Origin of the sequence: Mycobacterium sp. KBS0706 (genome assembly GCF_005938675.2) — a bacterium.
In the GTDB taxonomy this organism is placed as follows: Bacteria; Pseudomonadota; Alphaproteobacteria; order DSM-16000; family Inquilinaceae; genus Inquilinus.
On sequence record NZ_VCCH02000025.1, the window covers coordinates 31,329 to 51,481 of the forward strand.

Sequence of the window (20,153 nt, forward strand, 5' to 3'; positions counted from 1 at the left end):
GGACGATGTCGGAGCCGGACGGCGCCTTCCTCAAGCTTCGGATCGCCCGGCCCGACCTCGTCCGCTGGCTGGACTCGCCGCCTGCCCCGGCGTCGCGCTGGCTCGACTGGCGGAGCATCGGCGGCCAGTGGTATTTCGCCGACGGCCCGGAGGAAATCCGCAGCGTCTCGGTGGTCCAGCTGCTGCGGACCATCGCGGAGTGCGATGCCACTCTCGGGCGCGCCGCGACGAACCGGCAGGCGCTGCGCGGCATCCTCGACGCCGCCGAGGCGCCCGAATTCCGGCAGGCGGCCTATGATCCCGGGACCCAGGATCTCGTGGCCGGGACCCTGACCTATTCCGAGAACCTGAACGACTTCATCGTCTTTCTGACGATCGCCCGCGGCGCGGCGGCGTTCCTGGCGCCGGACGGGCACGGCATCGCCGTGATCCACAACTACCTCTGGGGCGGCGAGGACGAGCAGATCACCCGGGCGGCGCTGCGGCTCGGCCCCGGCAACCAGTCGGGCTTCATGGACGAGGCCGAGGGCCGCAGCGCCGGCGGCGCCTTCCAGGCGCTGGCCGAGCAGATGCTCGCCGGCGGCCGGCCGCCCGTGGATGAGCTGGACGGGCTGCGATAACGGCCTGCGCCATGCGCCGGACGCGGCCCGGGGCGGGCCGCGATCCCTCTGGGAAATCCCGGGCGATGGCTCCAAGATGCGCGCCGCAGAGAGGCAGTCCCGAGATCCCGAATGACCCAGATCCTGAAGACCATCACGCCGGTGAACGGCGGCATCTATGTCGAGCGGCCGCTGGCGACGCCGGCCGAGGCCGAGGCGGCGCTGGCCCGCGCCCGGGTGGCCCAGGCCGAATGGCGGCGCGTGCCGGTGTCGGAGCGGGCGCGGCTGCTGTCCGCCGCGGTCGACGCCTTCGTTGCCGCCGGGCCGGAGATCGCGCGCGAGATCACCTGGCAGATGGGCCGGCCGGTGCGCTACACCCCCGGCGAAGTGCGCGGCTTCGAGGAGCGGGCGCGCTACATGATCTCGGTGGCCGAGGGGGCGCTGGCCGATGTCGATGTCGGGCCGAAGGAGGGCTTCCGCCGCTTCATCCGGCGCGACCCGCTGGGCACGGTCTTCGTCGTCGCGCCCTGGAATTACCCCTATCTGACCGCGGTCAATGCCGTGGTCCCGGCTCTGATGGCCGGCAATGCGGTGATCCTGAAGCATTCGCACCAGACCCCGCTGTGCGCCGAGCGCTTCGCCGAGGCGCTGTCCGGCCTGCCGCCGGGCGTGTTCCAGCACATCCATGCCGACCATGAGACCACGGCGAAGATGATCGGCAGCGGCGCGGTCGACTTCGTCGCCTTCACCGGCTCGGTCCCCGGCGGCCGCGCGGTCGAGGAGGCCGCCGCCGGCCGCTTCGTCGGCGTCGGGCTGGAGCTCGGCGGCAAGGACCCCGGCTATGTCCGCGCCGATGCCGACCTGAAGCACGCGGTCGAGACGCTGGTCGATGGCGCCTTCTTCAACTCCGGCCAGTCCTGCTGCGGCATCGAGCGGATCTATGTCCACGCCTCGGTCTACGACGCTTTCGTCGAGGGCGCGGTCGAGCTGACCCGGCAATATGTGCTGGGCGACCCGACCGAGGAGGCGACGACGCTCGGCCCCATGGTCCGGGCCTCGGCCGCCGATTTCGTGCGCGGCCAGACCGCGGAGGCGGTGCGCCAGGGCGCCCGCGCCCTGATCGACACCAAGGGCTTCGCCGCGGACAAGGCCGGCACGCCCTATCTGGCGCCGCAGGTGCTGACCGGCGTCGACCATTCGATGCGGGTGATGACCGAAGAAAGCTTCGGCCCGGTCGTCGGCATCATGAAGGTGGCGTCGGACGAGGAGGCGGTGCGGCTGATGAACGACAGCCCCTACGGCCTGACCGCCTCGGTCTTCACCCGCGACGTCGACGCCGCCATCGCCATCGGCGACCAGGTCGCGACCGGCACCTGGTTCCTGAACCGCTGCGACTATCTGGACCCGGCTTTGGCCTGGACTGGCGTCAAGGAGTCCGGCCGCGGCTGCACCCTCTCGACCCTCGGCTACGATTACCTGACCCGGCCGAAATCCTTCCATCTGCGGCTTCCGGGGTGAGGACGGGCGGTTTGTGTTTTGGTTCTGTCATTGCCGGGCTTGACCCGGCAATCCAGAAAATGTCGACAGTCTCTGGATGCCCGGGTCAAGCCCGGGCATGACAATGGGAAAAGCGGTCAACGACAGGGCGGATGAAGGCGACGATGCTCAAAGGCAACTGGAACTACCCGACCGCGGTGAAGTTCGGCCCCGGCCGGATCAAGGAGCTGCCGGACCTGTGCAAGGCCCATGGCCTGACGCGGCCGCTGCTGGTGACCGACCCCGGCCTGGCGAAGCTGGCGATGATCGCCGACGCCGTGGCCGCCAACGAGGCCGCCGGCATCCCGACCGCCGTGTTCAGCGACGTCAAGCCGAACCCGACCGGCAAGAACGTCGCCGACGGCGTCGCGGTCTACCGCGCCGGCGACCATGACGGCGTCATCGCCTTCGGCGGCGGCAGCCCGCTCGACGCCGGCAAGGCCATCGCCTTCCATGCCGGCCAGTCGCGCCCGCTGTGGGATTTCGAGGATATCGGCGATTGGTGGACCCGCGCCGACGCGTCGAAGATCGCCCCGGTGATCGCCATCCCGACCACCGCCGGCACCGGGTCGGAGGTCGGCCGCGCCGGCGTCATCACCGACGAGGACGCGCATGTGAAGCGCATCATCTTCCATCCGAAGATGATGCCGGTCGTGGTGATCGCCGATCCGGAGCTGAGCTTCGGCCTGCCGCCGCATGTCACCGCGGCCACCGGCATGGACGCCCTGGCTCATTGCCTGGAGGCGTTCTGCGCCCCCGGCTTCCACCCGATGGCCGACGGCATCGCGCTGGAGGGCATCCGGCTGATCCGGGAATGGCTGCCGGTCGCGGTCAAGGACGGCCGCAACCTGGAGGCGCGCAGCAACATGCTGGTCGCCGCCAGCATGGGCGCCACCGCCTTCCAGAAGGGGCTGGGGTCGATCCACTCCCTCGCCCACCCGCTCGGCGCCCTGTACGACGCCCATCACGGCCTGCTGAACGGCATCCTGATGCCGTACTGCATGGTCCACAACCGCGACGCCATCGAGGGCCGGATGGAGCGGCTGGGCCGCTATATCGACCTGTCGAACCCCAGCTTCGACACCGTCCTGATCTGGGTGCTGGATTTGCGCCGCGAGATCGGCATCCCGCACACGCTGAAGGACATCGGCATCGGCGACAACCGAGCCGAGGAGATCGGCCGCATGGCCGAGGCCGACCCGTCGACCGGCAGCAACGCCAAGCCGGTCAAGGCCGACGACCTGCGCGCGGTGTTCGTGGATGCGGTGAACGGGCGGCTGTAAGGCCTGCCCCTCCCCTTGATCTTGTCATCGCCGGGCTTGACCCGGTGATCCAGGGGCCACCCAGTACGGCATCGATAGTCCCTGGATGCCCGGGTCAAGCCCACGGCTGTCCGGTTAAGGATTAGGCCCATTGGAGCACCAATTGGTCTGGATTTGGGATGGGGCTGGGCTCGGGCAGGAGCAGGCGGTCGATGCGCCTGCGCAGCATGAGGTTGGCGCGGATCAGGCGGGCGAAGGCGAGCGGAGATTTGACCGCGCTTTGGGCGGCCTGGGCCAGCCGCAGCAGCAGGAAGGCGATCAGGGCGACGGCGATGTGGATGCGCACGGCATTCTCCGAGCGGCCGACGAAGCGGGTGATCTTGAGGGTCTGCTTGACCCATCGGAAGAACAGCTCGATGGCCCAGCGTCGCTTGTAGAGATCGGCGATCTCCTGGGCCGGGGCATCGAGGTCGTTGGACAGGATCCGCAGCACCTTGCCGGTGTCGATGCGCACGCAGATCTCGCGCACGGCATCGGCCATGGGGTTGCGGCGGCTGCTGGCCTGGCGGGCGGGGAGGAAGCCGATGCGGTCGGACAGGATGGATCCGCCTTCCGGTACCGGCAGTTCCTCGATCAGGGAGAGCTTGGTGCGGGTCTTGAAGCGGGTGACGATGCGGCAGCCTGCGGCATCGAGTTCGGCCCACCAGCGATAGTCGTAGTAGCCGAGGTCGAAGACGTAGGTGGCGCCGGCTTCGATCGGCATCGCCTGGGCGGCGGTGATGTCATTGACCTTGGCCGGGGTGATGGAGAGATAGACCGGGCAGTCGGCGTCCGGATCGTAGATCACATGAGCCTTCACCCCGCACACGCCGGCACTGAAGCGGGCCCAGCCGCTCAAGGTGCTCAGCCGCAGGCTGGTTGAATCGATGAGATAGGTGGTGCCGTCGAGCTCGCGCCGGAGCCCGCGATGCGCCTGGTCGATCAGCAGGCCGAGCAGCCCGGTGAACACCTCGGGGGGCCGCACCGCATTGGCGTCCGACAGCGTCGAGCGCGCCACCGCTCCGGCGCCCAGGTGGTAGAGCCGCGCCGCACGGCTCTGCAACGTACCGACGATCTCGCGCAGGCCCTGAGCCCCGGACAGCTGGCCGTACACCAGCGCGATCAGCTGTGTCTTGCTCGGCAAGCTCCGCACCCGAAAATCGGCGCCGTGCTGCTCGACCAACTCCTCGAAGCCGGCCCACGGAACGTGCTTCAGAAGATCGTGGAACACGCTATTCTTGTGCTGCATGGCGTTGCTTTCTGCTGTCCCGAAACGTTACCAGACGTTCGAGAACCAGCAGAATCAACGCCATGCGCCTTGTCCACAAAAACTCAACCGGACAGCCGTGGGTCAAGCCCGGGCATGACAGTTGGGGACAAGGGCTGGCTTGGAGGTCATCAATCCTCCCCGCCCCTTTCCTTCTTTCCTCTCTATTTTCCCGGATACGGCTGCGCCGGGTGCCCTTTACTCGTGCGGCATTTTGCATTCCGTCGCACTTGACGCATTGAAAATTATTAACCCCATCGCACTGCACAAAAGTCTTACATGTCGGTGAGGCACCGGGGCGGGCAGGCCTTTTTCCGGTGCGATCCGGCTGCGGGAATCAGGCCATGAAGCGCTCGGTTTTGGGGGTCGTCGCGGTCCTCGGCATCGCCATTGGCGCCGTCGCATGGCAACGCTTCGGCAACGCGGATGCGATCGAGCGCAGCGGCAAGACCGCCGAGGCCGGCGCCAGCCAGTCCGGCGGCAAGAATGCCGGCCGGTCGATCCCGGTGGTCACCGCCGCGGTCGAGCAGAAACCGGTCGCCACCACCATCTCCGCCATCGGCACGGTCGAGCCGATCGCGACCGTCCTGGTCACCTCCCGCATCGACAGCCAGGTGATGCAGGTGCATGTCGCCGACGGCCAGACCGTCCAGGCCGGCGACCTGCTGTTCACCCTCGACGACAAACCGCCGAGGGCCGCCGTCGCCCTGGCCCAGGCCAACCTGGCCAAGGACCAGGCCGACCGCGACCAGACCGCGGCCGATGTCGAGCGCGACAAGCCGCTGGTCAAGACCGGCGCGGTCTCGCAGCAGGCCTATGACCTGGCGATGGCCGCCGCCAAGCGGACGGAGGCCGCCGTCGCCGCCGACCAGGCCAATCTCGACCAGGCCCAGCTGACCCTGTCCTACACCCAGATCAAGGCGCCGATCACCGGCCGCCTCGGCGTCGTCTCGGTCACCGCCGGCAACCTGGTCAAGGCCAACACCACCAACAGCAACGCCACCAGCGGCGCCGTCACCAGCCTGGTCACCATCACCGAGATGACGCCGATCCGGATCGCCTTCACCGTGCCGGAGCGGAACCTGGACGCTATCCGCGCGGCGGTGACCAGCCCGGCCCCGCCGGCGGTCGACGCCTTCGACAGCGACGGCCAGCGCCGCATCGCCAGCGGCAAGCTGAGCTTCATCGACAGCACCGTCGACACCAAGTCGGGAACGATCCCGCTGAAGGCGACCTTCGACAACGCCGCCTTCGCCCTGTGGCCGGGGCAGTTCGTCCGGGTGGCGCTGCAGCTCGGCACCCAGGACAACGCCATCACCGTGCCGACGGTGGCGCTGCAGGCCGGCCAGGACGGCGCCTTCGTCTTCGTGGCCAAGCCGGACGGCACCGCCGAGATGCGGCCGGTGACGGTGGCGCGCACGGTCGGCGACACCGCCGTGGTCGCCCAGGGCGTGAAGCCGGGCGAGAAGGTGGTGACCGAGGGCCAGTTGCGGCTGATGCAGGGCAGCCGCATCACCGAGAAGGCGGCCGGCACGGCCCCGGCGGCGCCGCGCGCGGATGGCGTCGCCTCCGCCGTCAGCCCGACCTGATCCAGGCGCGGGAGACACGGCCATGAACCTCTCGGAGCTCTGCATCCGCCGCCCGGTGATGACGACCCTGCTGACGGTCGCCATGGTCATGGCGGGCCTGTTCGCCTTCGGCCAGCTGCCGATTGCGGCGCTGCCCAACACCGACTTCCCGGTGATCAACGTCTCGGCCAGCCTGCCCGGCGCCAGCCCGGACACGATGGCGAGCTCGGTGGCGACGCCGCTGGAGAAGCAGTTCGAGACCATCGCCGGCATCCAGTCGATGTCCGCGACCTCGGTCCAGGGGTCGACCACGATCACCCTGGAATTCGACCTGAACCGCGACATCGACGCGGCCGCCGCCGACGTCCAGTCCGCCATCACCGCGGTGCAGCGCAAGCTGCCGCCGGAGATGACCTCGCCGCCGAGCTACCGCAAGGTCAACCCGGCCGACGCGCCGATCATGCTGCTGTCGGTCAGCAGCGACACGCTGCCCTTGTCGACCCTGGACGCCTTCGCCGAGCAGGTGATCTCGCCCAGCCTGTCGACCCTGACCGGCGTGGCCCAGGTGTCGATCTACGGCAGCCAGAAATACGCCGTCCGCATCCAGATCGACCCCGACGCGCTGAACCACCGCGGCATCAGCGTCGACGACGTCCAGAAGGCGGTCGCCGCTGCCAACGTCAACACGCCGGTCGGCACCCTGCAGGGCCCGCAGCAGCAGCTGATCCTGCAGGCCGACACCCAGATGTACGACGCCAAGGCCTTCGCCGATCTGATCGTGGCGTCGCCCAACGGCATGCCGGTGCGGCTGGGCGATATCGCGAAGGTGATCGATTCCGTCGAGAACGACCAGACCGCCAGCTGGTTCGACCAGAACCGGTCGATCGTGCTGGCGGTGCAGCGCCAGCCGGACGCCAACACCGTCGCCATCGTCGACGCGGTGAAGGACCTGCTGCCGAAGTTCAGCGCCGACATGCCGCCTTCGGTGAAGATCAACGTGCTGAACGACCGGTCGACCTCGATCCGCCAGGCGGTCACCGACGTGCAATTCACCCTGGGCCTGACCATCGCCCTGGTGGTGATGGTGATCTTCCTGTTCCTGCGCCGTGTGTCGGCCACCATCATCCCGACGATCACGGTGCCGATCTCGCTGGTCGCCACCATCGCCGGCATGTATCTGTGCGGCTTCTCGATCGACAACATCTCGCTCCTGGGCCTGACGCTCTCGGTCGGCCTGGTGGTCGACGACGCGATCGTGATGCTGGAGAACATCGTCCGCTACATCGAGGAGGGCATGAAGCCCTTCGAGGCGGCGCTGAAGGGCAGCCGCGAGATCGGCTTCACCATCCTGTCGATCACCCTGTCGCTGGTCGCCGTGTTCATCCCGGTGCTGCTGATGGGCGGCGTGGTCGGCCGCATCTTCAACGAATTCGCGGTCGTCGTGACCATGTCGATCGCAGCCTCGGCCTTCGTCTCGCTGACGCTGACGCCGATGATGTGCTCGCGCTTCCTGCACGGCCATGACGAGGAGAAGCCGGAGGGCGCGATCGGCCGGACGCTGGAGCGCGGCTTCGACGCCATCCTCGGCTTTTATTCGCGGACGCTGGGCTGGTGCCTGGCACACCGGCCGGTGATGCTGCTGGTGTTCTTCGGCACCATCGCCGGCACCATGCTGCTGTTCCAGGCGATCCCGAAGGGCTTCTTCCCGACCGAGGATCTGAGCCAGCTGCAGGTCACCACCCAGGCGCGGCAGGACGTGTCCTTCGACGCCATGATCGGGCTGCAGAACCAGGTCCGCGACGTGTTCCAGAAGTCGCCCTATGTCCAGGACGTGGTGTCGAGCGTCGGCACCAACGGCTATGGCGGCACGCTGAACTCCGGCCGGCTGTTCGTACAGTTGAAGCCGAAGGAGCAGCGCCCGCCGCTCGACACCGTGATCTCCGACCTGCGGCGCCAGCTGGCCCCGATCTCCGGCATCGACAGCTACATGGTGCCGGTGCAGAACCTGCGGGTCGGCGGCCGCACCTCCTCCGCCCAGTACCAGTTCGTAATGCAGGGCCTGAACCAGCAGGAGCTGTACGACTGGGCCGGCAAGATGACGACCGCGATGCGCCGCTCGTCGGTGCTGCAGGACGTGGTCAGCGACCTGCAGTTGAACGCGCTGCAGGCGACGCTGAAGGTCGATCGCGACAAGGCGGCCCAGCTGGGCGTCACCAGCGACGCGCTGCGCTCGACCCTCTATGGCGGCTTCGGCACCGAGCAGATCTCGACCATCTTCACCGCGGTCGACAGCTACGAGGTGATCCTCGAGCTCGACCCGGCCTTCCCGTGGTCGGCGGATTCGCTCGACAAGATCTATGTCCGCTCCTCCAACGGCGACCTGGTGCCGCTCGGCGCCTTCGCCACGGTGGAGCGCACGGCCGGGCCGCTATCGGTCAACCAGCAGGGGCAATTGCCGGCCGTCACCATCTCCTTCAACGTCGCCGGCGGCAAGTCGCTCAGCGACGCGACGGCGGAGATCGACCGGATCAAATCCGACATCAACCTGCCGGTGACCATCACCACCGCCTATGCCGGCAACGCCCAGGTGTTCCAGCAGTCGCTGCAGAACCAGGGGCTGCTGCTGCTCGGCGCGGTGCTGACGATCTACATCGTGCTCGGCATCCTCTACGAGAGCTTCACCCACCCGCTGGTGATCCTCTCCGGCCTGCCCTCGGCGGCGATCGGCGCGCTCGGCACGCTGATGCTGTTCCGCACCGACCTGTCGGTGATCGCGATCATCGGCGTGCTGATGCTGATCGGCATCGTCAAGAAGAACGCGATCATGATGATCGACTTCGCCCTGAACGCGCAGCGCAGCGAGGGGCTGGCGGCGCGCGACGCGATCTACCGCGCCTGCACGCTGCGCTTCCGGCCGATCATGATGACCACCATGGCGGCGCTGATGGGCGCCCTGCCGATCGCGGTCGGCCAGGGCGCGAGCGCCGAGCTGCGCCAGCCCCTGGGCCTCGCCGTGGTCGGCGGGCTCGTGGTGTCGCAGATGCTGACGCTCTACATCACCCCGGTGCTGTACCTCTATGTCGAGGACCTGACCCACGGCGCCCTGTCCTTCGGCCGCTGGGTCCGGCGCGGGGCCAAGGGTGCTGCGGTCGAAGGCGGCGCCGCAGGGCACGCCCCTGCTGAATAGAGAGCTGACCGCATTGCCTCCCCGCTTGCGAGGCCGTTTCAGAAGTCCCAACACCGTCATTGCGACCCCGGCCTTGAGCCGGGGGAAGCAATCCATGCAGCAGCACGGGCGGCGCGATGGATTGCTTCGTCGGCTTCGCCTCCTTGCAATGACGGCGAGGAACGAGCGTTCTGAAAAGGTCTCGCCAGGCGGGAGAGGCAACGCAAAAGCCCACTGCGTTCTCATCGTTGCCGGAAGAATGCAGCCGCCAGCGGGCGGAGCGTGATGCCTGGCGCAGACAGCCGGCGGCGCACGGCACGGGTCGCCCGTGCCGGCGTCTCTCACCCAGTCATGCAGCCAGGCCCAGTCGTCGTCGGTCGCGCACTCGGCCCTTGCATCCGGCCGGATACGTGCCGGGCGGCGCCGTCGCAGGCGGACCGACACCTCCCTGCCCTCCTCCTGCAGCAGGCGGGGGAACCGGCCGGGGCGGTGCCATGGCGGCTTCGGGCGGGCCGGCATCGCCGGCCTCGGGCCGCTCCGGACCGGCGGCGGTCGTGCCGGAAGCGCCGTGCTGCCCCCCGGGCGGACCGGAGGTCCCGCGGACATCCCCGGCTGGGCGGCCCCTCGGACCGGCCTTGCCGGTCCCGGCTGGCCCGGCACCGCCGGGCCAGTGCGGCGGCAGGCCGAGGGCCCGGCACAGGCTGGCGATCAGCGCCTCGATCGGCAAGGCCCTGTCGGCGAGGTCGACATCGATGCGGTCGTCCTCGGTCAGCTTTTCCCAGAGATCGACGGTCAGCCGCTCCTTGGCGTCGGCGTCGGTGCCGGGGGACGCGGCGATGGCCTGGGCGACGCCCCGGGCGACGGCCTGGCGCCGGTCGTCCTTCTCATGCTGCCGGCTCTCCCGCCGCTGCTCGGCCTCGCGCCGCGCCTTCTCCTGCTGCTCGCGCAGCTTGATCTTCAATGCGACGGCGCGGCGGATGCCGAGGAACAGGCTGCTGAAATGAGTCTCCGCATCCCCGCCGCGGTCGAGATCGCCGGCATCGAGGGCGGCGACGCCCAGGGCCTGGAAGGCCGTGACCAGCGCCAGCGCGAGCTCCATCAGCTCGGACAGCATCGCGGCCTCGGCCGGCGAAGCGGCGGCGTCCTGCCGCTGCTTTCGCAGCTTGGCCTTGAGCGCGACGACGCGGCGGATGGCGAGAAAGAGGCTGCTGAAGCGGGCCTCGGCCTTGCCGGCACGGCCGAGATCGCCGGCCGCGAGGGCGGCGAGTCCCTGAGCCTGGAAGGTCCGGGCCATCTCCAGCGCGAGCTGCGTCAGCCCGGACAGCACCTCGATCTCCCGGACGGCCGCATCCGCGGCCGGCGAAGCGGCGGAGGGAGTTTCTGCTGTGGCGGTATCGACCATCCCTTCACTAGAACAAATAGGGAACAATTAGTCAAAGGAAATCGCATCCCATGGAATCGTCATCGCAACGTCAGGGTTTTCGCTGGATGGCCACGCCCCTGCGGGGCTCGCCATGACGTTCTTTTTCAGGGTGAGGCCCCTTTGTCGAGGCCGGGACCAGCCCTCACCCGGTCTCGCTGCGCGAGCCCGACCTCTCCCGCCAGGCGGGAGAGGCAACGCAATAATCCTCGACCGCGCTGCTACCGCCGCCGGAAGAAGGCCGGTCCCAGCGGACGCAGGCGAACGCCGTCGCGCAGGCGGGTGAAGGGCTGGGCGGCCGGGTCGGCCAGGTTCGGGCCCGGCGCCTCGACCACCAGCACCGCCTCGGCGATCGGCTCGAAATCGGCGCGGAAATGGACCGAGCTCTTCAGCGCCAGGATCGACTGCTCCGCCGGCTCGACCCCGAGATGGCGGAACATCGCCTGGTCGGCCGCCTGCTGCTTGCGGCTGCACACAGCGACGCGGACGCCGCCCGAATGGCGCAGCAGCGCCATCGGTCCGAGCTGCATGCGGTTGCCGCCGTAGAACGGGCCGGTGCCGGTGAAGCGGCCGTCGCCCAACGCCTCCACCGTCCATTCCGCCCGCAGAGGCTGCTGGCCGCGATAGGCGGTGCCGGCACCGATGCCGCGGTCCAGCACTGCCCCGATGCCGGCGGCATGGGCGGCCTCGGCGGTCGCCGCATCGGCCAGCAGGCCCAGCACCGCGCCCTCGGCCCCGCCGCGGATCAGCGCCTCCAGCAGCACCACCCCGTCGGATTCGGCGCCGCCGCCGGGATTGTCCTGGGTGTCGGCCAGCACCACCGGCCGCCCCGCCCCGGCGGCCCGGCGCCGGGCCTCGGCCACCGCCGCGTCGGGCTGCAGCAGCACCGGCACGAAGTCCGGCTCGGCGGCGGCGATCGCCGCCGCCATCGCGTCCACCGCCGCTTCCAGCGCCGCGGGATCGGCGCCGTAGCCGACCAGGCTGGGCCCGCAATCGGCGAAATCCGCCGCCGGGAAGCCCATCGAGAAACCGAGCGAGACGTCGTGCCGGCGCTCCAGCTCGGCCATCAGCGCATAGAGGCGGCGCGCCGGGTCGCTGAGCGTGCACTGCGCCACCAGCGACACCAGGAACTCCGCCTGCCGGAACGCCTTGCCGGGCCGCCAGCCGGACAGGATGCGGTCCAGCAGCGCCGCCGCCCGCGCCCCGGTTTCGGCCATGTCGACATGCGGATAGGTGCGGTAGGGCACCAGCAGGTCGGACATGTCGACCATCCGCCGGGTGACATTGGCGTGCAGGTCGAGGCTGGCCACGACCGGGATGTCCGGCCCGGTCACGGCGCGGATGCGGGCCAGGATCTCGCCCTCCCCGTCCGGCACGCTCTCGGTGACCATGGCGCCGTGCAGGTCGAGATAGACGGCGTCGACCGGCCCGGCAGCGCGCAGATCTTCGACCAGCATCGCCGTGATCCGTTCGAAAGCATCGTCGGTCACCGGCGCCGAGGGCGAGGCCGAGCACCACAGGAGCGGCGCGATCTCGTGCCCCGCCGCCGCGGCGGCCGCGAGGAAGCCGCCGGCCGGCAGGTTGATCCCGGCCAGGGCCGGCGCCAGCGCCGCGCCGCGCGACAGGCCGGGCCAGCCATCCGCCATCTCGAACTGCGAGTAGCCGGCCTTCACCGAGGCGAAGCTGTTGGTCTCGTGCTGGAACCCGCCGACCGCGATCCGCATGTCCCTACTCCCCTCGATCCGTCACCGCACCGTCATCGCACAGCCGCGGCGGAGGGTCGAGCCGCGCGCGCCGCCGGGATGACGCTCCAGTCGTCGCGGCCTAGGATGGCCGCCCTATGGAGATTCGCATGCGCCCCATCACTCTTCCGGCCATCCTGATCGCCGCCGCCCTGCTGCCCTCGCTCGCCGCGGCGCAGGAGACCTGCGACGTGGTCCCGACCCTGGGCGCCGCGGACAGCGCGCCGCAGCTGAAGGCCGTCGCCCCCGGCCAGAAGCGGGTGCATTTCAGCAAGGGGGCGTCCGGCGGACAAGGTTGCCCGAACGACAGCGCCGCCTGCCGGATGAAGGGCTATCTGGTCGCCAATGACCGCGTCGTCGTCACCGCCATCCAGGGTGCCTATGCCTGCGCCACCTTCACCGGCGGCGCGCCGAAATTCTCGTCCACCACCGGCCTGCTGCCGCTGAGCGCGCTGGCCGACACGCCGCAGGCGGCGGAGGGCGATTGGACCGGCGCCTGGCGCAGCGGCGACGAGCAGGAGATCGACATCAGGAAGGCGGCCGGCAACGCCATCGCGATCGAGGGCAATGCCACCTATGGCGGCGACGATCCGGAGCGGGTGGCGCGCGGCGCGATCAATGTCGGCCAGATCGGCGGCACGCTGACGCCGGACGGCGACACGGCCGCCTTCTCCGCCGGCGACGATGGCGAGGCCGCGCCCTACGACGCCAATCCCGGCGACGATTCCGTGTGCCGCGTCCGGCTGTGGCGGGTCGGCCCCTATCTGCTGGCGGCCGACAACCTGATGTGCGGCGGCATGAATGTCAGCTTCACCGGCGTCTACAGCCGGGGCAAGCCGGGCCAGTGACGGCAAGCGGCTGGTCGCAGCCGCCCCTGCCCTTCACGGATGCTTGTGGATCGGATCGACCCAGTAGACGGCCTCCGGCTTCTCCACCGGCTCGATGTCGAGATTGACCACCACCGCCTCGTTGTCGCTGCGCACCAGCACGCATTCCAGCGGCTCGTCGGTCGAGGCGTTGATCTCCTGGTGCGGCACATAGGGCGGCACGAAGATGAAGTCCCCCGCCCCCGCCTCGGCGACGTATTCCAGCTTCTCGCCCCAGCGCATCCGGGCCTTGCCGCGGACGACATAGATCACGCTCTCCAGCGGCCCATGGTGGTGCGCGCCGGTCTTGGCATCGGGATGGATGGTGACCGTGCCGGCCCAGATCTTCTGCGCCCCGACCCGGGCGGCGTTGATCGCCGCCTTGCGGTCCATGCCCGGCGTCTGGGCGGTGTTGGGGTCGAGATCGGTGCCGCGGATCACGCGCACCCCGTTCAGGCGCCAGTCTGGGGTCTCGTGATGGTGGTGGTCGGTCATGCTTCGGTCGGTCCGGAAGTTCCCGCGGCGTTCGACGCCAGACTGCGCCGCGACTGCGGCTGACGCAACCACGACGGATCCTTCCCGGCATTTCCGAAACCCGGTTTCACCGGTCCGTCACGGTTCGCTGTTATAGGAGCGGCGTCCGATTCTTCCCGTTGCCATGAGACCCTGATCGTGACCTCCGACAGCCGCCGCCAATTCCTCAAGACCGGCCTCGCCGCCGCGGCCGCGATGGCCGTGCCGGCCAGCATCCGCCAAGCCATGGCGATCCCCGCCCACAACGCCACCGGAACCCTGCGCGATGTCGAGCACATCGTCGTGCTGATGCAGGAGAACCGGTCCTTCGACCATTACTTCGGCACGCTGAACGGCGTCCGCGGCTTCGGTGACCCGCGCCCGGCGCCGCTGCCGAGCGGCCGGCCGGTCTGGTACCAGAGCGTCGGCCGCAACGGCGCCAGCCGCACCGGCTACGACAATGTCGGCTGGGACCATTGGCATGAGCGGGAGCGCTGGTACGAGGCCGATCCCAAGGCCCAGGCCAAGCTCGACTATGTGCTGCCGTTCCGGCTCGACACCCGCAGCACCAGCGCCCAGCACATGGACGGCACCGACCACAGCTGGAAGCTCGACCAGTCGCTGTGGAAGACCTGGGACAGCTGGGTGCCGCTGAAGAGCCGGATGTCGATGGGCTATTACGACACCGCCTCCGACCTGCCCTTCTACCGCCAGCTGGCGGATGCGTTCACCATCTGCGACGCCAACCACTGCTCGATCTTCGCCAACACCGAGCCGAACCGGCAGTACTACACCGGCGGCGCCAGCGTCTACACCCTGACCGGCCGCGATCCCCAGAACCCGAAGCGCCGGCTGCACGGCCAGGAGTTGGACAACAACTGGACCGCCGACATGGATCTCGACGAGCCCTGGGAAGGGCTCGCCTGGGAAGCCTATGCCGAGACGCTGGAGAAGCACGGCATCGACTGGCGGGTCTACCAGGCCTATTCCAACTATGGCTGCAACTCGCTGGCCTATCACCGCGACTTCCGCAAGATCAGCAAGAGTTCGGACCTGTACAAGCGCGGCCGCGCCTATGTCGGCCCCAAGCTGGCCTCGAACGAGGATCCCTATGACGCGGTCCTGGCGCGGGCGATCGCCGACGACGTCAAGGCCGACCGGCTGCCGCAGGTGTCCTGGGTGATCTGCCCCGACGCCTTCTGCGAGCACCCGAACGCCTCCCCCGCCGCCGGCCAGGCCTTCGTCGACAAGATCCTGGAGGCGCTGACCAGCAACCCGAAGGTCTGGGCCAAGACCGTCCTGATCGTGAACTACGACGAGAATGACGGTTTCTTCGACCATGTGCCGGCGCCGGTGCCGCCGGTGAACACCCGCTTCTACGGCTATCAGGGCCGCAGCACGCTGCCGGTCGGGGACGAGAACTTCAACGGCGTGCCGATCGGCCTCGGCCCCCGGGTGCCGATGCTGGTGGTCTCGCCCTGGAGCAAGGGCGGCTGGGTCTGCTCCGAGCTGTTCGACCACACCTCGGTGCTGCAACTGATCGAACGGCGCTTCGGCGTGCCCTGCCGCTTCATCTCGCCCTGGCGCCGCTCGGTCTGCGGCGACCTGACCACGGCCTTCGACTTCCGCACCCCCGACGCCGCCCTGCCGCCGCTGCCGGATACCAGCCGCTACAAGGCCCAGGCCGATGCCGCCGCCGGCCGGCCCGGGCCGGTGCCGCCCACGACCCAGTCGCGGCCGGTGCAGCAGCAGGGCCAGCGCCGCGCCCGGCCCCTGCCCTACCGGCTCAGCGCCCAGGGTCGGGTCGACCCCGACGGGCAGGGCTTCTGGATCGATTTCGCCAATGCCGGGACCGTCGGCGCCTGCTTCACCGTCTATGCCGGCGGCGGCGCGACCTTCGACGAGGCGGGCAAGCCCTATGAGCCGGACGACACCGTGTTCCCGGACCGGCCGATGCAGCCGACCGCCGACCGGCGGGGCCCGTGGCAATACACGGTCGGGGCCGGCGACACGCTGTCGGACAGCTGGAACCCGGACCATGGCCGCAGCTACGACCTGTCGGTCTACGGGCCGAACGGCATGCTGAACCAGTTCAAGGGCCGGCTCACGCCGATCCTGTCGGGCGAGGCGCGACCCGAGGTGCGGCTGATGCAGGACGGGTTGAGCGGCGACATCACGCTGCTCTTGAGCAATATCGGCTTCCGGCCCTGCTACCTGACCGTCAGCAACGGCTACAGCGCCGAGCCGCCGCGGCACCATTATCTGTGGCCGGGCGCCCTGATGCGCGACCGCTGGTCGCTGCGGGCCAGCTCCGGCTGGTTCGACCTGAGCGTCACGGCGGGGACCGGCGACGGCTTCCTGCGCCGCTTCGCCGGCCACGTCGAGACCGGCCGCCCGAGCCTGACCGACCCGAAGATCGGCGGCCTCGCCGTCGAGACTGTCTGAACGAGATGCGGCCGCGGCGCTCCGGCGCCGCGGCCCATCACAACAGGATGAAGACCAGAGCGCCGGCGGGCCGGACTACCGGTCCTTCGGCAGCTTCTCGGCGATGCCGTAGAGCTTCTTGCGGCGGTCCATCTCGTCCCAGACCTCGCAGGGGCCGATCTCGAGCTCGGTCAGCAGCACGGTCAGGTTGAACATCAGGTCGGCGGCCTCCTCGATCACGGCCTGGCGCTCGCCGCGCACGGCGTCGATCGCCACCTCGGCCGCCTCCTCGACCAGCTTCTGCGCCATTTTCGGCACGCCGCTGTCGAGCAGCTTCGCCGTGCGCGGGCTGAACTGCATGCGCGACCGCCGCTCCCGCAGTTCCTCTGCCAGCGCCTGAAGCCGATCCCATGCGACCGTCTGATGACCCATTTTTTTGACCCCTTCCGCTTCCCTCCGGGAACCGCCTCCAACGGCCCTCGCAGGAGTCTGCGCCGCAATCACGGCGCCCGAGTGTTCCATCCGCCACACAGCCGCCTTGGGCTGTTCATGACACGACAGGATTGCGATCGTCCGCGCCATGCGCCGCAGATGTTGCACGGCTGTGCAAGCTCGACACGAAAGGGCTGGCCTGTCAACTATCCATAGCTCATGGGCGGCCATGGAAAACCAGCCCTGGTGCTTGCCTTCTGCACGGCTGTGCATATCATTGGCCGTTTCGCCGCCTGCGCCAGGTGGCTCCGCAGCAGGTCTGTTCCGTCGTGACGCGTCGCCGCAGCTTCGCCAGCGCCCAGCAGGTGGCCGACCGGGCCGGCGTCTCCCGCTCCGCCGTCTCGCGCACCTTCACACCCGGCGCCAGCGTCTCGGACGAGACGCGTCGGCGGGTGCTGGCGGCGGCGGAGGCGCTGGGCTACCACGTCAATCACCTGGCCCGCGGCCTGACCCGGCGGTCCAGCGCCATCGTCTGCATCGTCGCCTCCGACCTGGAGACGCCGCTGCGGTCGCGGATGGTCGGGGCCCTGACCGACCGGCTGCAGCACAGCGGCCGCGTCGCCATGCTGATCGGCACCAGCGGCCGCGGCGATGCCGATGCCCGCTCGGCACTGCGGCAGATCCTGAACTACCGCGCCGACGCCACCATCGTGCTGTCCGGCACGCCGTCGGAGGACATCACCCGGCTGTGCATCGCCGCCGGCCAGCGGGTGGTGCTGATCAACCGCGACGACCGGATCGAAGGACCCGACAACATCGCCATCGACAGCACCCTGCCCGGCCAGGTGGCGGTGGCCGCCTTCCGCCGCGCCGGCTGCCGGCGGCCGTGCCTGGTGACCTCGGCCCAGGGCACGCCCGCGCTGCTGGCGCGCGAGGCCAGCTTCCTCGCCGCCGCGCGGGCGGAGGGGATCGAACCGGCGGTGTGGCGCGGCGGCCGCACCGTCTACGCCACCGGCCGGGCCGCGGCGCATGACCTGCTGCTGCGGCCGGACCGGCCGGACGCCGCCTTCTGCATCAGCGACCTGGTCGCCTTCGGCTTCCTCGACGCCGCCCGCCACGATCTGGGCCTGCGGGTGCCCGAGGACCTCTGCATCATCGGCTTCGACAACACCGAGCAGGCCGGCTGGTCGGCCTATGACCTGACCACCTTCGACCAGTCGGTCGACGCCACCGGCGACGCGGTGATGGCGGCGCTGGACGCGCCGGAAGGCACCGCGCCGCTGCGGCTGACGATCCCGGCGCCGCTGGTCTGGCGCCGCACCGTCCGCGGCCCGGCGCCGGCCGGCTGAGCCGGCTCAGAGCACGAAGTCGGCCGCGACGAGGGCGATGGTGCGGGTCAGGGTGATGTGGAAGTCGGAGACCTTGTCGCCGTCGACGTCGCCGGCGATGGTGGTGATGCCGGGGCTGGTGAAGGCAAAGCGCAGTTGCCCCGCGACGCCGGTATAGAGGCCGGTGCCGATGAAGCTGAAGGCCTGGTTGCCGACGGCCGTGGCGTTCGCGTCGATGCCGTAGAGATCGACGCGGTCGCCCTGGCCCCGGGTGAAGTCGGTGATCCGGTCGGCCGCCGCCCCGACGGGGCTGTGGGCCGTGCCGACATAGAGAAAGCGGTCCGCTCCCGCGCCGCCGATCAGCGTGTCCGCTCCGCGGGCGCCGATCAGCACATCGTCGCCGGCCCGGCCCTGCAGCACATTGGCGCCGCTGGTCCCGACCAAGTAGTCGTTGTACCCTCCGCCGGAGATGTTCTCGATGCTGGTCAGGGTATCGCCTGCGGCATCGCCGCCGCTGATGGTGCCGGCAAAGAGATCGACCACGACCCCGGTCGAGCCCGAATAGTCTGCTGTGTCGGTGCCGTCGCCACCGTTCAGAGAGTCCGCGCCGGCGCCACCGATCAACTCGTCGTCGCCGCCCCACCCGGCCAGCATGTCATTGCTTTCATGGCCATCCAGCCAGTTCGCACCGTCATCCCCGTCGAGCATGTCGGCGAAGGTGGATCCAATCAGATTCTCGATGCTGACTAGGACGTCGCCGTCCGCATCGCCGCCGTGAACGGCACCGTTCTTCAGGCTGGCAAACACCCAGGCGGACGAGCCGCTATAGGATGCAAAATCAGAACCAAGACCGCCATCCAGACGATCGGAGCCACTGCCGCCGATCAGAATATCGCCTCTGCCCAGACCAAAGATCTGGTCGTTGCCGGCGCCGCCATCGAGATAATCCCCTCCCTCCGTGCCGTAGAGCACGTCGTCACCCGGTGTCGCTCCGCTCATTGCAGTCCCCTTCAAATCGATCGCCGCTGCCGGCCTTTTGGAAAAATCAGCCACAAATGCAAGTTGAATAGCCGGATTCCGCCGCACGGGCCCGAGCCGGTGTCCGGCCCAAGGCAGTAAATCCTAGGCCGGATCGGCGCGCAAGCCGTCCGGCTTTGAATGTTCCGAGGCTTCACCTGAGCGACGTCGCGGGGCAGTCCGGCTCAGAGCACGAAATCGCCGGTGACGAGATTGACGGTGCCGGTCAGGACGATGTTGAAGTCGGCGGTGCCGTTGCCGTTGACGTCGCCGGAGACGATGGTCCGGCCAGCGTCGTGCCAAGTGTGGAGCTGCCCGGCGACGCCGGTGAAGGCGGCGGTGCCGATGAAGCTGAAGGCCTGGTCGCCGGCGACCGTGAACCTGGCATCGATCGCCGCCAGGTCGATGCGGTCGCCCTGGGCATGGCTGAAATCGGTGATCCGGTCGGCATTGGCGCCGGTCACGCTGTCGCCGAGGGCGGCGAAGGTGAAGCGGTCCGCCCCGGCGCCGCCGGTCAGCGTGTCCTTGCCGGCCCGCCCGATGAGGGCGTCGTTGCCGTTCCAGCCCTGCAGGACATTGGCGCCGCCATTGCCGTAGAGGCTGTCGCCGCCCTGGCTGCCGGAGAGGTTCTCGATGCCGGCCAGGGTGTCGCCCTGGGCCTCGCCACCGCTGCCGAGGCCGCTGGCAAGGCTGGCCACGACCCCGGTCGTGCCGGTGTAGTAGCTGGCGGTGTCGATGCCCGCGCCGCCGTCGAGCCGGTCGGCCCCGGCGGCGCCGCGGAGCACGTCATTGCCGTTCCAGCCCTGCAGCACATTGGCGCCGGCGTTGCCATAGAGGTTGTCGTTGCCCTGGCTGCCGGAGAGGTTCTCGATACTGTACAGGAAGTCGCCCTGGGCCTCGCCGCCGCTGCCCTTCCCGGTGGCGAGATCGACCACGACCCCGACGCTGCCGTTGTAGTAGCTGGCGGTATCGAG

Annotated in this window: 15 protein-coding genes; 8 read left to right on the top strand and 7 right to left on the bottom strand. The window is 69.5% G+C overall.

Features of this window, described 5'->3' with window-relative positions; genetic code table 11:
* Nucleotides 1-5 precede the first annotated feature (5 nt).
* From FFK22_RS15720 to FFK22_RS15730, 3 genes are all read left to right on the top strand, one after another.
* Nucleotides 6-620, top strand: coding sequence for a hypothetical protein (locus FFK22_RS15720; protein ID WP_138891907.1), 615 nt, complete (start codon nucleotides 6-8; stop codon nucleotides 618-620).
* Nucleotides 621-731: 111 nt separating this feature from the next.
* On the top strand, nucleotides 732-2,117 hold the full coding sequence (locus FFK22_RS15725; protein ID WP_138891906.1) for an aldehyde dehydrogenase family protein: 1,386 nt from the start codon (nucleotides 732-734) through the stop codon (nucleotides 2,115-2,117).
* Between the two features lie 131 nt (nucleotides 2,118-2,248).
* Nucleotides 2,249-3,418, top strand: a complete 1,170-nt coding sequence (locus FFK22_RS15730) for an iron-containing alcohol dehydrogenase (protein ID WP_221938626.1) — start codon at nucleotides 2,249-2,251, stop codon at nucleotides 3,416-3,418.
* Between the two features lie 121 nt (nucleotides 3,419-3,539).
* On the opposite strand, the gene FFK22_RS15735 is transcribed toward FFK22_RS15730, so the two are convergent.
* Complete coding sequence (locus FFK22_RS15735) at nucleotides 3,540-4,685, bottom strand: IS4 family transposase (protein WP_138891905.1); 1,146 nt, start codon at nucleotides 4,683-4,685, stop codon at nucleotides 3,540-3,542.
* A 362-nt stretch (nucleotides 4,686-5,047) separates the two neighbouring features.
* On the opposite strand from FFK22_RS15735, the gene FFK22_RS15740 reads away from it, so the two are divergent.
* Nucleotides 5,048-6,292 (top strand): efflux RND transporter periplasmic adaptor subunit, encoded by a 1,245-nt coding sequence (locus FFK22_RS15740; protein ID WP_138891904.1) that lies wholly within the window; start codon nucleotides 5,048-5,050, stop codon nucleotides 6,290-6,292.
* 22 nt (nucleotides 6,293-6,314) lie between these two features.
* Complete coding sequence (locus FFK22_RS15745; RefSeq protein ID WP_138891903.1) at nucleotides 6,315-9,458, top strand: efflux RND transporter permease subunit; 3,144 nt, start codon at nucleotides 6,315-6,317, stop codon at nucleotides 9,456-9,458.
* 328 nt (nucleotides 9,459-9,786) lie between these two features.
* Here FFK22_RS15745 and FFK22_RS15750 read toward each other — a convergent pair whose 3' ends face one another.
* Both FFK22_RS15750 and FFK22_RS15755 read right to left on the bottom strand, forming a co-directional pair.
* Nucleotides 9,787-10,764 carry a hypothetical protein gene (locus tag FFK22_RS15750; RefSeq protein ID WP_143956825.1) on the bottom strand — a complete coding sequence of 326 codons (978 nt, stop codon included), beginning with the start codon at nucleotides 10,762-10,764 and terminating at the stop codon, nucleotides 9,787-9,789.
* Nucleotides 10,765-11,078: 314 nt separating this feature from the next.
* Entirely contained in the window at nucleotides 11,079-12,581 is a 1,503-nt protein-coding gene (locus FFK22_RS15755; protein WP_138891744.1) for a M81 family metallopeptidase, read from the bottom strand.
* 128 nt (nucleotides 12,582-12,709) lie between these two features.
* On the opposite strand from FFK22_RS15755, the gene FFK22_RS15760 reads away from it, so the two are divergent.
* The gene (locus tag FFK22_RS15760; protein WP_138891743.1) at nucleotides 12,710-13,447 is read left to right on the top strand and encodes a hypothetical protein; all 738 of its coding nucleotides are present in this window, start codon (nucleotides 12,710-12,712) and stop codon (nucleotides 13,445-13,447) included.
* Nucleotides 13,448-13,480: 33 nt separating this feature from the next.
* Here the strand turns inward: FFK22_RS15760 and FFK22_RS15765 are convergent, their stop codons facing one another.
* A complete protein-coding gene (locus FFK22_RS15765; protein ID WP_138891742.1) occupies nucleotides 13,481-13,960 on the bottom strand; it encodes a cupin domain-containing protein in 480 nt (159 codons plus the stop codon).
* A gap of 177 nt (nucleotides 13,961-14,137) precedes the next feature.
* On the opposite strand from FFK22_RS15765, the gene FFK22_RS15770 reads away from it, so the two are divergent.
* Complete coding sequence (locus tag FFK22_RS15770; protein ID WP_221938627.1) at nucleotides 14,138-16,423, top strand: phosphocholine-specific phospholipase C; 2,286 nt, start codon at nucleotides 14,138-14,140, stop codon at nucleotides 16,421-16,423.
* Nucleotides 16,424-16,498: 75 nt separating this feature from the next.
* On the opposite strand, the gene hisE is transcribed toward FFK22_RS15770, so the two are convergent.
* Nucleotides 16,499-17,107 carry a phosphoribosyl-ATP diphosphatase gene (gene hisE, locus FFK22_RS44415; RefSeq protein WP_306770117.1) on the bottom strand — a complete coding sequence of 203 codons (609 nt, stop codon included), beginning with the start codon at nucleotides 17,105-17,107 and terminating at the stop codon, nucleotides 16,499-16,501.
* Nucleotides 17,108-17,163: 56 nt separating this feature from the next.
* Between hisE and FFK22_RS15780 the strand changes: the two genes are divergently transcribed.
* Nucleotides 17,164-18,183, top strand: coding sequence for a substrate-binding domain-containing protein (locus FFK22_RS15780; protein WP_138891739.1), 1,020 nt, complete (start codon nucleotides 17,164-17,166; stop codon nucleotides 18,181-18,183).
* Between the two features lie 6 nt (nucleotides 18,184-18,189).
* On the opposite strand, the gene FFK22_RS15785 is transcribed toward FFK22_RS15780, so the two are convergent.
* Nucleotides 18,190-19,161: a calcium-binding protein gene (locus tag FFK22_RS15785; RefSeq protein ID WP_138891738.1), complete on the bottom strand. Its 972-nt coding sequence runs from the start codon at nucleotides 19,159-19,161 to the stop codon at nucleotides 18,190-18,192.
* Nucleotides 19,162-19,364: 203 nt separating this feature from the next.
* Nucleotides 19,365-20,114, bottom strand: coding sequence for a hypothetical protein (locus FFK22_RS44770; protein WP_373683747.1), 750 nt, complete (start codon nucleotides 20,112-20,114; stop codon nucleotides 19,365-19,367).
* Between the last annotated feature and the right edge of the window lie 39 nt (nucleotides 20,115-20,153).